Here is a 12,374-nt window from a genome sequence, read left to right as displayed (position 1 = left end):
CCTTAGATCAGGATCACGGCCCACACCAGGGTGATCATGGTCAGCGCCACAAATTGCGCGGCGCTGCCCATGTCCTTGGCGTTTTTCGACAAGGGGTGACGATCCAGGGAAATCCGGTCAATGGCGGCTTCCACCGCCGAGTTGAGCAATTCGACGATCAACGCCAGCAGGCACACAGCGATCAGCAAGGCACGTTCAACCCGACTGACATGCAGGAAGAAGCTCAACGGAATCAGGATGACGTTGAGCAGCACCAGTTGGCGGAACGCAGCCTCGCCGGTGAAAGCCGCACGCAGGCCATCCAGAGAATAGCCCCCTGCGTTGAAGATACGTTTGATACCGGTTTGACCCTTGAACGGCGACATAGATATAGGCAACTAAACCAAAGAAGTGGGGAAACTAGAGCACGCAAAGTCAAAAAAGCGTGAATAGGTTACATCTTAATGCTGTGAAATTGACTCAAGTTGTTGCAAGAGCAACGCCGCCTGGGTACGCGTGCGCACCCCCAGCTTGCGAAAGATTGCAGTTACGTGAGCCTTGATGGTCGCTTCCGACACACTCAACTCGTAGGCAATCTGCTTGTTCAACAGACCTTCGCAAACCATGGTCAGCACCCGGAACTGCTGGGGTGTGAGGCTGGCCAAGCCATCACGTGCGGCTTTAGCTTCGTCGGATACGTTGATCTCTTCAAACGCTTGTGGCGGCCAGGACACATCGCCATCAAGCACCTTGCGCACCGCGGCCTGGATCTCTTCCATGGCACTGGATTTGGGAATGAATCCGCTGGCACCGAACTCCTTGGAGCGCACCACCACATCGGCTTCTTCCTGGGCGGACACCATGACCACCGGGATCTGCGGGTATTGCCCGCGCAGCAATACCAAACCAGAGAAACCATAGGCACCGGGCATGTTCAGGTCGAGCAACACCAGGTCCCAGTCGGATTTTTCGGTAAGGCGGGATTCCAGTTCGGCAATGCTGGCCACTTCGACCAGCCGGACATCGGGGCCAAGGCCCAGGGTTACGGCCTGATGCAGTGCACTGCGAAACAGCGGATGGTCATCGGCTATCAGGATTTCGTATGTGGCCATTGGTTAAATGATCCTGTTTTTTAAGGGAACCCTGATGGGTTCAGGGTTCGCCAATGCACAAGGCAACGGCCAGGCAGCCATCGCCACAGGGCAGGTCCAGCGTCAAAGAGGCTTGAAACAACGCTGGAAACTCACGGTTACGCCCCAATCGGCGCTCAGCATGCCCAGCGTAGCCTGGGGGGTCAAGCACTGGCCCTGGGGCATTTTAGCGGGGGATGCGGCTACGGTGCCATCATGCAAACGTCGTCTGGTCATACCGTCGGAATATAGGGCGCCAGGCGTGTGTGAACGATGTCCCCCAGGTCCAGGGGCATCTGGAACTTGGCGGCCAGGTAATGGGTGCTGAATACATCAAGGTAGGCGTCCAGCACTTCGCTCGCCGCTTGATCGGCAGCCAGCTCCAGGCACAGTGCCGCGACCTCTGCGGTACAGAAATGATCATCGCGCTTGGAGCGACGCAGTTTGTAGCGCGATAGCTGTTCCGGGGCCAGGCTCAGCACAGGCAGGTGTTCCAGATAGGGACTTTTGCGAAACATCTTACGCGCCTCACTCCAAGTGCCGTCCAGCAAGATGAAGAGCGGACGCTTGCCCTCCTCCACCCTGACCTCGCTGACGACCCGTTCAGGCGCGACGAACTCGCCGGGAAACACGATATACGGTTGCCATTGCGGATCAGCCAGCAACGTGAGCAATTGGGGGTCGACTTCGGTACGCGACCAGGCGAATGCGGTGGTGTCATCGACCACATCGGCGATCAACCAGCCGGTGTTACTGGGTTTCATTGGCTCGACGTCGTGCATCAGCAGGCACATCGCGGACTTGGCCTGCACTTTCGGCCGCCAGGCGCACAGGCAATACTCGGGAATAACCCGGCAGCCGGGGCATCGCTCGGCACGGGAACCGCGATTGAGGAACGGCCTGACAGCACGTGCCAGACGTTCGGAACGCAGGCGGGAGACGGCGTGGCTCATGAAATGCGCCGCAAGGCGGGATAAATCGACACAGGAGAACTCGGTGAATGCTTAAGTGGCGGCAGTTTACCAGCGATACGCCTGGCTGTAGTGGCAAGGGCTCACCTATAATTGCGCGCCACTGAACGCACAGCGCAGTGGCTGGTCTATGCACCAGTAACCGAATCAGGAGAGTTTCATGCTGCGTTCCATGCTGCGCCTTGTCGCCCCATCCGTCGCCCTTGCGTTGGTCTTGCCCGTGGGCGCCCATGCGGCCTCGCTGCTGGAGGCCCAAATGAACAGGAAGCTGCAAAGCGTCGCGGCCGAAAGCAACAAGGACCTGCCCCGGGAAATCGATGAAAAAACCCTGGAAGTGGCCTACACCGTTGAAGGCATGCAACTGATCGATCACCTGAGCGTGCAACCTGATCGGGCGCAGCAGATGCGCGATAACCCTAAAGCCGTGTATTTCCAATTGGGACAAAGCGTGTGCCTGAACGAGGGCTACCGCGAACTGATGGCCAAGGGCGTAGTGATGCGCTACGAAATCACTGAAAACAAGACCAACCGCCCCGTGGCGTCGGTCAAGTTCGTAGAAGCCGATTGCCCTGCACCGGCTGCGGCCAAGAAGAAAAAGTAACCGTCGCCTGCTCTCCGCGCGCTGCTGTCCAGCGGTGCGCACTTCCCCCTGCTTCAGTTCCCGCCACCCGCTAAACTCCATGCTGAATAACCAATAAGCGGTTGCCAGCCAAGGGTTTTTCGGCCCATGATCAAGTCATCCCTTCATTTCGTTCGCAGCAGTTTCCCCTGCTGTTCTGTAACATTTTCAGGGCAAAAGAGGCCTGCCTTCCTGCGGCATGTCATGACACATGCAGTGTCGTGGCCCCCGACGATACGTTCGTCGACTACCCAGGCCCTGTAAAAAGGAGAAGTTGAATGCCTTATGAATCGAATGATCGCCTGCTTCGTCATTTTGAAGAAAACGGGACTGACCTTACCCAGCAGGTCGACGCGCAGCTCCAGCTGATAGCCCCCAACAGCCCGAATATCCCCCTCTATCGCGACATGATTCTCACCGTTTTGCGCATGGCTCAAGACGACCGCAACCGCTGGAACGCCAAAATCACCTTGCAGGCGATCCGTGAGCTGGATAACGCCTTCCGCGTATTGGAGCAATTCAAGGACCGCCGCAAGGTGACTGTATTCGGCTCGGCCCGCACTCCCGTCGAAAGCCCGCTGTATGCCCTGGCCCGGGAAGTCGGTGCGATGCTGGCCCAGTCGGACCTGATGGTAATCACTGGCGGCGGCGGCGGCATTATGGCGGCAGCGCACGAAGGCGCAGGCCTGGAACATAGCCTCGGCTTCAACATCACACTGCCATTTGAACAGCACGCCAACCCCACCATCGATGGCACCGAGAACCTGTTGTCATTCCACTTCTTCTTCACCCGCAAGCTGTTCTTCGTCAAGGAAGCGGACGCGTTGGTGCTCTGCCCGGGAGGCTTCGGCACCCTGGACGAAGCGCTGGAAGTGTTGACGCTGATCCAGACCGGCAAGAGCCCACTGGTACCGGTGGTGTTGCTGGATGCGCCAGGAGGTGGGTTCTGGCAAGGAGCCCTGGACTTTATCCGCAGCCAGCTGGAAGCCAATCGCTACATCCTGCCCACCGATCTTAAATTGGTGCGCCTGGTGTACAGCGCAGAAGAAGCGGTGGAGGAGATCAACCGGTTTTATGCCAACTTCCATTCCACGCGCTGGTTGAAGCGCGAGTTTGTGGTGCGCATGAATCATCCGCTGAGTGATCGCGCATTGGCCCACTTGCAGAGCGAGTTCGCCAGCCTGCGCCTGAGTGGCGAGTTCCAGCAGCTTGCCTACACGGGCGAGGACCATGACGAGCCGAGGTTCGGTCATTTGACACGACTGGTGTTCAACTTCAATGGACGAGATCAAGGCCGGTTGCGGGAGTTGGTGGACTACATCAATTTGCCGGAAAACTGGGCGCAGGCCCAAGGCAAGACCCAACAGCGGGCTGCGCCGGAAACGGCCTGATTTTTGAGCAAAAAAAAAGGCCCACTATTTTCATAGTGGGCCTTTTGGGTATTTAAAAATGAACGGGGGTATAGACATTGGGACTGTTTCGCAGCGCAGTTGCGAGACAAACCCGCATGCTAAAACACCCCATTGTTCAGTCGTCCATATCCCGACCACTTAACAACCGGCTGATCATTTCCATCGAAAACCCGCGATAACTCAGGAAACGCCCCTGCTTCGCACGCTCCTTGGCATCAATTGGCAGATGTCCGGAGAACTTACGTCGCCAGGTGTCTTCCAACTGCGCCTGCCAACTGATACCGCTCTCACGCAGGGCGAGGTCAATATCAGCGCGTTGCAAGCCGCGTTGGCCCAACTCTTCACGTATTCGCGCAGGGCCGTAACCGGAACGGGCTCGGTACGAAATAAAACTTTCGAGATAACGCGATTCAGAAAGCAGGCCCTCTTCCGTCAAACGGTCGAGGGTGGTTTCGATCATCTCAGGCTCCGCGCCGCGCTGACGCAGTTTACGCGTCAGCTCGACTCGACCATGCTCGCGGCGAGCGAGCAGGTCCATCGCAGTACGCCTAACGGCGACAAGTGTATCCAGTACAACAGTCATCGTTTGCTTCAGATGTCAGTATCGGCTTCTTCCATCTCGTCAACCGGTTCACGGTTGGCGGCAGCTTTCACATCAGGCGCTGCGGTCAGCAGCTTGTCGCGGATCTGCTTCTCAAGCGTGGCGGCGATATCCGGGTTATCCGCCAGGAACTTGGCTGAGTTGGCCTTACCCTGACCGATTTTGCTGCCGTTGTAGGCATACCAGGCACCGGACTTCTCGACGAAGCCGTGCAGCACGCCCAGATCGATCATCTCGCCGTTCAGGTAGATACCTTTGCCGTAGAGAATCTGGAATTCAGCCTGACGGAATGGCGGAGCCACCTTGTTCTTCACGACTTTAACGCGGGTTTCGCTACCGACAACCTCGTCACCTTCCTTCACCGCGCCAGTACGGCGGATATCCAGACGGACCGAAGCGTAGAACTTCAGCGCGTTACCACCCGTGGTGGTTTCCGGGCTGCCGAACATTACGCCGATCTTCATACGGATCTGGTTGATGAAGATCACCAGGCAGTTCGCGTTCTTGATGTTACCGGTGATTTTACGCAGCGCCTGGGACATCAGGCGGGCTTGCAGGCCCACGTGCATGTCGCCCATTTCGCCTTCGATTTCGGCCTTGGGTACCAGGGCAGCCACGGAGTCGACCACGATCACGTCGATGGCGTTGGAGCGCACCAGCATGTCGGTGATTTCCAGGGCTTGCTCACCGGTGTCCGGCTGGGAAACCAGCAGGTCGTCGACGTTGACGCCCAGTTTGCCGGCGTATTCAGGGTCCAGAGCGTGCTCGGCGTCGACGAACGCGCAGGTAGCGCCCATTTTTTGCGCCTGGGCAATCACCGACAGAGTCAGGGTAGTTTTACCGGAAGATTCAGGACCGTAGATCTCAACGATACGACCTTTTGGCAAGCCGCCAATGCCGAGCGCGATATCCAGACCCAGAGAGCCAGTGGAAATAGCTGGGATCGCCTGACGGTCATGATCGCCCATACGCATTACGGCACCCTTGCCGAATTGACGTTCGATCTGACCCAGGGCCGCAGCCAAGGCTTTCTTCTTGTTGTCGTCCATTAAAGTCCTCACGTAATCAATAAGGCCTGGCGGCCAACACCTGTATAAGTAGACAGTATTGTTCCACAAAGATCCGAGATCGCCTACCCCTGATTTTCTATTTCTGCTGCAGCTCGTCGCATCAAGCCTTCCAGTGCGGCCTTTACCGTTTGTCGGCGGACCTCATCGCGGTTGCCGGCGAAGTGCGCCAGCTCGGCCGTCACCTCGTCGCCGACGCCGAACGCCAGCCATACCGTGCCCACCGGCTTGTCCCGCGAACCGCCATCCGGCCCCGCCACCCCGCTGACCGCCACAGCAAAGCGCGCCAGGCTTTTCTCCTGGGCGCCACGGACCATCGCCTCCACCACTTCCTGGCTGACGGCGCCGACTGTGCGGAACAATTCTTCCGGCACATTCAACTGCCGGGTCTTCTGTCGATTGGAGTAGGTGACATACCCCGCCTCGAACCAGGCCGAACTACCCGGTATCCGCGTGATGGCTTCGGCAATACCGCCACCGGTACAGGACTCGGCGGTGGTGACGTGGGCATTGAGCACTTGCAAGCGGCGGCCCAGTTCAGCGGCCAGTTGAGTGATTTCCTTCACGGTCGTCTCCAGGAATGGGCGGGGGGTTCACCTACCCTACAGGAGCCCGTCGGCCATGCAAGTTACAGCGTGCATCAAGAAACTACCGTGCGACGGCATGCACATACGCCTGGCAGGCGCGCAGGGCAATCAGGGCGTTATCTCCGTCGTCGGTGATGCTGATAATTCGTTGAGCATGCGCTGGGTCAAGTCGGGCTCGCGGGGCTGCATGAACCACGCCGCCGGAGGCGGCGGCGGTCGGCATTGCACAGCCGTTGGCGGGATCGGTGGCGTCGAGAAGGACTGACAACCGCACATCAGCAGTGGCCAAGCGGTCGCGCAGAGCAGTTTGGTTGCGTTGGGCATCGCTTAACTCCCGGGTGTGTTGTTGGTCGCTGGTGTTGAGTTGTTGTTCGAGGGCTAGCCGTTGTTCCCGCGCCACCACCAGCTGATGAGCAAGGGCCTGGCTTTGCTGGTTGAGCGCATTGGCATGCAGTTCCTCCTGATGCTCGAGCTGCTCACCGTAGCGCCAAGCCTGCACTTGCCAAACGACCGCCATCAGCAGGAAAACACCGATCAGGCGCAACACGGTCAAGTAACGCATAACACCGCCTTCGCCCGCGCCCACAACTGCAAACGGTCCTCCATGCCATTGAGCCCGCCGTTAATGCGCTGGGTGATGGTGGTGAACTGGTTCTTGTCAGCCAACTCGTTCAGGCCATTGTTTTGCCAGAACCAGGCTGCAGACTCACATGCCCATTGGGGCTGCTCCAGCAGTTCAGGTTGTTGCAGCAGGCGATCATCGCCAAAAAGTGCCTGGCTGCACGCCTGGTAATTGCGCCGGCCGGTGATCTGGATCAGGCCCCGCCCGCGATACTTCTGGCCATCACCATCCGCTTCGGGCGTGTTGCCCAGGCGGGCGGCCAGGGAGCCGGTGTCGTATTTACTCAGGTATTGGTCGCTGCCCAGTTCTCGAACGTAGCGCAGTTGGGCGGACTCGTGGCCGATCTGCGCGAGAAACGCAGCTAGGCGTTTGGGGCTGGCGATCTCAAACCTGGCGATGGCAGTGTTCAGCCCTGACAAAAAAAGGCCCGCTCTGGGGCGGGCTGCGGGCAACACTTGAATAAGCTGGGAAAGTGTTATCGACACTGACTTGCACTCCTCAAACAGGGTTTACCGGACAAGAAAATCTGTGGATCGAGCAGACGCTGCAATAACTCCATGCGATCTACTCTGTGTGCATGTTTGAAATAAGTCGGCTCCAGCAGCATTCCCGACTCAGAGCGAAGGGCGCAGCGTGGCCGAAAGAGAAACGGGCTCAATTAACACCAAGGCCGTGAAATGATTGCGAGACTCCTCGCATTAACAGGGTCGCCAGGCAAGCACGACCCTTTTGCTACTCCCGCTTTATATAAGCGGGCCGAGCCTGGGCATTACGCCGCTAGCTCGCGTGGGAAGCGATTAGAACTCCCAACCGATATGGCCATAGGTAGGGTATGGCGCGGTACCGTTATGTTCGGGACTGGTGGTATCGGGGTAGTAGACCTTACGTCGACGCACCGTCGGCGTGTAGCCAAAACGAGCCCAAACCGGGCTTTCCTGAATAACAGCCAAGTTGCCATTTGGCTGTAGGCGCAGAGTGGCGCCAGGATGCCCACCCGTGCCCGAATTCCAAAGCGGGACGTCATTCGCCGCGTACACCACGAAATTTCCATCCGCCTGAAAGACGGCTTTAACTGCACCCTTGTTTTGGGTGTAGCTAGCCCAGCGAACACTCCAGTTCGGCCCATAGTTCACGACGTTGCCATCACCTTGAAAGATCAGCGCACCATCACCGGCGAAGTAAGGAGTCCCCATCTGCAGTTCGGATGGCCCTCCGAACAGAATTGCACCGGAAGTCGGATCAAGCGGAATGGAAGGGGTGCCACTCCAGATCGCCTGAGAATCGATCAGCACGATGTTACCGTCGTCCTGCAACGACATATGAGTTCGGTTCCACTGATCTTCGCTGGTATACGATGAATTGTTTGTCAGCCAGGTACGAGCCCGAATCGGATCGTCGAGAAATGCGCCATATTGGACGTAGAGTTGCACCGGCACGTTGTATCGCAACGGAACAGTGGAAGAGTAAGGGGTGGTTTCATTGGCGATCCAAACCACTGCGCCATTGTCCTGCAATGCCAGGTTGCCGTCGGTTTGAAGCAACAGTTTGAATCGGCCGTTGGGCGAAAGAAGGAACTGCCCCGGGGACATGGTTTGATAAGCAGGGAGAATCGAAGTACCGCTACGTTGAAACGGAGTGCGTGTACGTCCAGCCATAGTGTTCACCTATTGAGTGGAATGATTTGCCGCGGAGTCATCCGCTTTCATGTCGCTCAAAGGCGATTGCTCCAGGCTCGTGGCCTTCACATGATTCAGCGTCCCACATCGGGAACATTTAATCTGGAGCTCTGTAAACCCACCCGTGCGGGCGAGAAGTCTTTTGCAGTTACCGCATCTGAATTCTTTCAACATCTGCAAATTCCTTTTGCTGGCATCCCCCTTCCATGGGCGGTAAAACCCGCGCAAAAAAACGCGATTGAAGTGCTTCAACGGCTCGGCCTACTCCGCAGCGGACAACCCACTCGCATTGATCGTGCATCGATAGCTGTCTTTGCGCTTGCCACTGGCGGTCACGGTATTGATCGACCAACGCCCCTGCATAAAGCCTGGCCATGACTCATCCAACAGCAGCAGACCTTCAGCAGCGAACAGCGGGTTTCCGGGGCAAATCACATCGACCTGCATCCCTTCGCGCCCCACACGGCGCATCTCACCCTCCGCGGCAGCGCGGGCTTCTGCTTCATTCTGGTAACGCTGCATGACCTGTTTAAAAGGCTCGATACCGACGCGCACGACGCGTTTCTTACCGGCCGATGCATCCCACCATGAGGCTTGTGCACCGGCATATTTGGCGCGGCTGCCCTCAGTAAACCTGGCGCTGATAAACGCGCGCTCGCCTGGACGATTGTCGCGTGTGAGCGACAGTCGCACGTCCGGCAGAGCCTTGCCCGATAGCGAGGTGAGCTGACCTTTTCGGCCCAGCACATAGAGTTCGTCGACCGGTTTGGCGACTGCGTCGAAACGTTTGGCCAACCTCGTCAGGAAGGCCATGTCGCTTTCATTGGTCTGGTCAATGTGCGTGATCTGCTTGCCCTCGAGGTCTGGCGCCACCCGTGGTGAATAACCGTAGCGCACCGTCAATTGGCGGAATAATGCACCCAGGGTAATCGGCCCGTGACTGGCGGTGCGTCGTTGTTTAAACCCGTCCTGGTCAAACGGCGCCGCCGTGGCCTCCAGCACCAGGCGCATCGGAAACAGTGACGGCGTGCGCTTGGTGATCTTGAACAGCCCCTTGTCCACCAGGCCGGACTCCAGGTAGCCCACGCGCAAGCCGATTTTTCCTCCCAGGTCGGGCAACCCCTCAAGCCCCTCTATATCGAGGGTCAACTTGAGATGATCCGAAACGAAACCGGCCGCATCGGTATGCTCCCATTCCAATAGTCGCTCATTGAGCAGCGCGGCATTGGCACCGTAGATCTCCACCACCGGCGTATATCCAAGTGTCATGGTCGCTCCTTAATCCCAGGCCGAGATTGGCTTCGTCGCGATGGGCTGCCTGTCCAGTTCAGGCACGATCACACTGATACCTGCCGGCAATACTGCACCCTGCTCGGCCAACGTCGGATTCAACAGCCACAGCATTTCCTCGGCGGCATCGTCACAGCGACCGAGCTCGCGATACAGCAACAGGTTCACCGAATCGCCGGCAATACTTCGAACCCTACGCATTAACGAACTCCTCCAGTACCAGCGACCAATGGATGACCATCGCAGTGCCATCGTCGATCACATTGGATTGTTTTTCGCTCACCGACTTGATGGTCCACAGCCCCCAACTGAGACCCACGCCATCAACCAGAGGCAACGGCGCACGAAGGGCTTGCAGCGCGCGTAGCTCATCCAGCCGAGTCATGCCCGTTGCACGTGCGGCCTTACCGCCGAAGGTCAGCGTTTCAAGCCCCTGGCCGACCTGGCTGGACTTGGGTTTACCGGCAACGATAGGCAGCCCTACCCAACCGCCAGTGCTGGCACGGTCCAGGGTGTCGTAGGCGAACCCACGGGACAGCCCGAAAATAAACGTGCCCAATGCCATCTGTTGTCGCATCACACCCCTCCAATATCGGTCAATGCCGCATCACGTCGCGACCCCAGCAAGTCGTTCATCGACAGCGGCGAAAACTGCGCTTCGATCTGTTGCACCACCAACTCTGCCAGCTGTTGATGGCTGGCCGGCTCCGGCGCGTTGATGGTGATTTGCGGGGCAAAGTTGATTTGACGGTTATCGGCTTGAGCGCTGTTCAGGTTTTTGCTGACGTCTGCGGGCGCAGGCAGGCGATCACTTGGCCCAAACAGCTTGTCACCCAGCCAACTGCCCGCCTCGCTGCCAAGCAAGCCACCAATTGCACCGCCGACCGCCGTACCGACACCAGGAAAAATCATCGTGCCGATGGCCGCACCGGCAGACGCCCCCGCCCATGCGCCACCGGCAGTGCTGAGGCCGGCGCCGACGGCTTTAGCATCACCGTTGCGCACGCCCTGGACGACGTCGATGGCGGTGTCGACATACTTCAGCGGGCCGAGGCGACGGGCGGCGGCCGACTCGAGACGAGTCAGGGTGCCAATGGCAGAACCGGCAGACGCTCCCGCCAAGGCGCCACCGGAGGTAACGAGACCGGCGCCTAAGGTTTTAGCGTCACCGTTGCGTATGCCCTGAATCACATCGATGGCAGTGTCGACAAACTTCAGTGGGCCGAGGCGATGAGCAGCGGCCGACTCGAGACGAGTCAGGGGGCCGATGGCAGAACCGGCAGACGCTCCCGCCAAGGCGCCACCGGCGGTACCGAGGCCGGTGCCGATGGTGTTAGCGCCGCCGTTGCGTATGCCCTGGATCACATCAATAGCTGTGTCGGCAGACTTTAGTGGCCCGAGGCGAAGGGCTATGGCCGACTCCGGTTTGGCAAATACGTCCAACAGCCCCGGCACCCGGCCCTTGGTTGCGCGACGGGCCGTGGGGCGGGGCATCGAAGGTGCTGCGTAGGTGGCAAACGTGTTGCCGGGCAGGCTGGTCGAGCCTTTGCTCGCCAGTTTGCTGTCGAACGCAAGCAACGGCTGGCCCATGACATTGAGCGGGCGCGAGACCGGCGCTGATACGCCAGTACGTTGCGACTTGAGATCGGCCTGCTTTCTGACGACGCTGGTTTTAATCGACCGTGATGTTGCCTGGCGGGTCTTGTAACGCTTGCCGCGCGGCGCCTTCGAACTGGTTTTTGGGCTTGGCTTGTCTTTGCCGTGGTCTTTCTTCCGGGCGGTTTCACCGACACGTTCAGGCAACTCGGCGGTCGCCGGATCCAGCGGGCCACGGATGCCGGCAGGCAAAGCTCCCGTACAGCAGCACTCCTTGTCCGCCTTGCCACCCTTGTCCTTATCGTCCTTCTTGAGCCACTTGGCAGCAGTTGGAAACTTGTCAGCCACGGCATCAAGCGCCTTGTCCGAAACCCGTTCCTTGGCTTTATCCCACAGGCTGGTGAGCAATTCCTTGCCGACAAACTTACCGGCATCCGTTGCGCCTTGCAGGCCTTTGTCCACCCAGTTGGCCGAAGCTGGAGCAGGTTCTTTCGGCTGACTTTTGGCGGGCTCGCCACTGACCTCAACCGTCTTGGTTGCCAGCGTATTACCGGTAATGAACAACGTGCTGGTGAGCGTTTCCAACGCCTCGCGCAGTTGCACTTGCTCCAACGTCAGCGCGTTGATATCCACGCTGACGGTTACCAGTGCCGAGGTGAGCACCGACTGCGGATCCTGTTGTGGCTGTGGTGCCGTATCCAGGCTTACAGGCGCTGCAAGGCTTGCGGAAAACGGTGCCAGCACGCTGCCAAGGTCCGCGTCGTCAAGCAGCCAGCGTTTGCCTTCCTGGGCGAGCCTCATCCCAAATTGAGTCTCTTGCATCC

The 12,374-nt window shown here is 58.6% G+C and carries 16 protein-coding genes; 2 read left to right on the top strand and 14 right to left on the bottom strand.

What is annotated here, in order from left to right:
* Positions 1-2: 2 nt before the first annotated feature.
* The 3 genes from M5B97_RS07750 to M5B97_RS07740 form a co-directional block, all read right to left on the bottom strand.
* Entirely contained in the window at positions 3-371 is a 369-nt protein-coding gene (locus tag M5B97_RS07750; RefSeq protein ID WP_176159775.1) for a diacylglycerol kinase, read from the bottom strand.
* A gap of 69 nt (positions 372-440) precedes the next feature.
* The gene (gene erdR / locus M5B97_RS07745; RefSeq protein WP_248731181.1) at positions 441-1,091 is read right to left on the bottom strand and encodes a response regulator transcription factor ErdR; all 651 of its coding nucleotides are present in this window, start codon (positions 1,089-1,091) and stop codon (positions 441-443) included.
* 251 nt (positions 1,092-1,342) lie between these two features.
* Positions 1,343-2,062, bottom strand: coding sequence for a tRNA-uridine aminocarboxypropyltransferase (locus M5B97_RS07740; RefSeq protein ID WP_248731180.1), 720 nt, complete (start codon positions 2,060-2,062; stop codon positions 1,343-1,345).
* 178 nt (positions 2,063-2,240) lie between these two features.
* On the opposite strand from M5B97_RS07740, the gene M5B97_RS07735 reads away from it, so the two are divergent.
* Complete coding sequence (locus tag M5B97_RS07735; protein WP_123714831.1) at positions 2,241-2,681, top strand: PA3611 family quorum-sensing-regulated virulence factor; 441 nt, start codon at positions 2,241-2,243, stop codon at positions 2,679-2,681.
* A gap of 296 nt (positions 2,682-2,977) precedes the next feature.
* On the top strand, positions 2,978-4,090 hold the full coding sequence (locus M5B97_RS07730) for a TIGR00730 family Rossman fold protein (RefSeq protein ID WP_248731179.1): 1,113 nt from the start codon (positions 2,978-2,980) through the stop codon (positions 4,088-4,090).
* A 136-nt stretch (positions 4,091-4,226) separates the two neighbouring features.
* On the opposite strand, the gene recX is transcribed toward M5B97_RS07730, so the two are convergent.
* The 11 genes from recX to M5B97_RS07675 all read right to left on the bottom strand — a co-directional run bounded on the left by recX (position 4,227) and on the right by M5B97_RS07675 (position 12,372).
* A complete protein-coding gene (recX, locus tag M5B97_RS07725; RefSeq protein WP_123714829.1) occupies positions 4,227-4,694 on the bottom strand; it encodes a recombination regulator RecX in 468 nt (155 codons plus the stop codon).
* Positions 4,695-4,702: 8 nt separating this feature from the next.
* Complete coding sequence (gene recA / locus M5B97_RS07720) at positions 4,703-5,761, bottom strand: recombinase RecA (protein WP_123714828.1); 1,059 nt, start codon at positions 5,759-5,761, stop codon at positions 4,703-4,705.
* Positions 5,762-5,844: 83 nt separating this feature from the next.
* The gene (locus M5B97_RS07715; protein WP_248731178.1) at positions 5,845-6,345 is read right to left on the bottom strand and encodes a nicotinamide-nucleotide amidohydrolase family protein; all 501 of its coding nucleotides are present in this window, start codon (positions 6,343-6,345) and stop codon (positions 5,845-5,847) included.
* A gap of 82 nt (positions 6,346-6,427) precedes the next feature.
* Positions 6,428-6,928, bottom strand: a complete 501-nt coding sequence (locus M5B97_RS07710) for a lysis system i-spanin subunit Rz (protein ID WP_248731177.1) — start codon at positions 6,926-6,928, stop codon at positions 6,428-6,430.
* Positions 6,916-7,473 carry a glycoside hydrolase family 19 protein gene (locus tag M5B97_RS07705; protein ID WP_248731176.1) on the bottom strand — a complete coding sequence of 186 codons (558 nt, stop codon included), beginning with the start codon at positions 7,471-7,473 and terminating at the stop codon, positions 6,916-6,918. The genes M5B97_RS07710 and M5B97_RS07705 overlap by 13 nt, the downstream gene beginning before the upstream one ends.
* A 312-nt stretch (positions 7,474-7,785) precedes the next feature.
* On the bottom strand, positions 7,786-8,643 hold the full coding sequence (locus M5B97_RS07700) for a putidacin L1 family lectin-like bacteriocin (protein WP_134658320.1): 858 nt from the start codon (positions 8,641-8,643) through the stop codon (positions 7,786-7,788).
* Between the two features lie 9 nt (positions 8,644-8,652).
* Entirely contained in the window at positions 8,653-8,838 is a 186-nt protein-coding gene (locus tag M5B97_RS07695) for a Com family DNA-binding transcriptional regulator (RefSeq protein WP_248731175.1), read from the bottom strand.
* A gap of 87 nt (positions 8,839-8,925) precedes the next feature.
* On the bottom strand, positions 8,926-9,933 hold the full coding sequence (locus tag M5B97_RS07690) for a contractile injection system protein, VgrG/Pvc8 family (protein WP_248731174.1): 1,008 nt from the start codon (positions 9,931-9,933) through the stop codon (positions 8,926-8,928).
* 9 nt (positions 9,934-9,942) lie between these two features.
* Entirely contained in the window at positions 9,943-10,155 is a 213-nt protein-coding gene (locus tag M5B97_RS07685) for a tail protein X (protein WP_134658330.1), read from the bottom strand.
* Positions 10,148-10,531 carry a phage tail protein gene (locus tag M5B97_RS07680; protein ID WP_134658332.1) on the bottom strand — a complete coding sequence of 128 codons (384 nt, stop codon included), beginning with the start codon at positions 10,529-10,531 and terminating at the stop codon, positions 10,148-10,150. The genes M5B97_RS07685 and M5B97_RS07680 overlap by 8 nt, the downstream gene beginning before the upstream one ends.
* Complete coding sequence (locus M5B97_RS07675; RefSeq protein WP_248731173.1) at positions 10,531-12,372, bottom strand: tail tape measure protein; 1,842 nt, start codon at positions 12,370-12,372, stop codon at positions 10,531-10,533. Before M5B97_RS07675 ends, M5B97_RS07680 begins: the two co-directional genes overlap by 1 nt.
* Positions 12,373-12,374: the final 2 nt, after the last annotated feature.

The organism is Pseudomonas sp. MWU13-2517, from assembly GCF_023242545.1.
GTDB lineage: Bacteria > Pseudomonadota > Gammaproteobacteria > Pseudomonadales > Pseudomonadaceae > Aquipseudomonas.
Note: the sequence above shows the minus strand (reverse complement) of the source record. Positions and strands in the feature narration are given on the sequence as shown.

Bases quoted from the DNA above. Each gene is read 5' to 3' on its own strand.
- M5B97_RS07680 (WP_134658332.1), bottom strand. From the start codon at position 10,531: ATGCGACAACAGATGGCATTGGGCACGTTTATTTTCGGGCTGTCCCGT.
- M5B97_RS07690 (WP_248731174.1), bottom strand. From the start codon at position 9,933: ATGACACTTGGATATACGCCGGTGGTGGAGATCTACGGTGCCAATGCC.
- M5B97_RS07735 (WP_123714831.1), top strand. From the start codon at position 2,241: ATGCTGCGTTCCATGCTGCGCCTTGTCGCCCCATCCGTCGCCCTTGCG.
- M5B97_RS07700 (WP_134658320.1), bottom strand. From the start codon at position 8,643: ATGGCTGGACGTACACGCACTCCGTTTCAACGTAGCGGTACTTCGATT.
- M5B97_RS07730 (WP_248731179.1), top strand. From the start codon at position 2,978: ATGCCTTATGAATCGAATGATCGCCTGCTTCGTCATTTTGAAGAAAAC.
- recX (WP_123714829.1), bottom strand. From the start codon at position 4,694: ATGACTGTTGTACTGGATACACTTGTCGCCGTTAGGCGTACTGCGATG.
- M5B97_RS07710 (WP_248731177.1), bottom strand. From the start codon at position 6,928: ATGCGTTACTTGACCGTGTTGCGCCTGATCGGTGTTTTCCTGCTGATG.
- erdR (WP_248731181.1), bottom strand. From the start codon at position 1,091: ATGGCCACATACGAAATCCTGATAGCCGATGACCATCCGCTGTTTCGC.
- M5B97_RS07740 (WP_248731180.1), bottom strand. From the start codon at position 2,062: ATGAGCCACGCCGTCTCCCGCCTGCGTTCCGAACGTCTGGCACGTGCT.
- M5B97_RS07685 (WP_134658330.1), bottom strand. From the start codon at position 10,155: ATGCGTAGGGTTCGAAGTATTGCCGGCGATTCGGTGAACCTGTTGCTG.
- M5B97_RS07695 (WP_248731175.1), bottom strand. From the start codon at position 8,838: ATGTTGAAAGAATTCAGATGCGGTAACTGCAAAAGACTTCTCGCCCGC.
- M5B97_RS07675 (WP_248731173.1), bottom strand. From the start codon at position 12,372: ATGCAAGAGACTCAATTTGGGATGAGGCTCGCCCAGGAAGGCAAACGC.
- recA (WP_123714828.1), bottom strand. From the start codon at position 5,761: ATGGACGACAACAAGAAGAAAGCCTTGGCTGCGGCCCTGGGTCAGATC.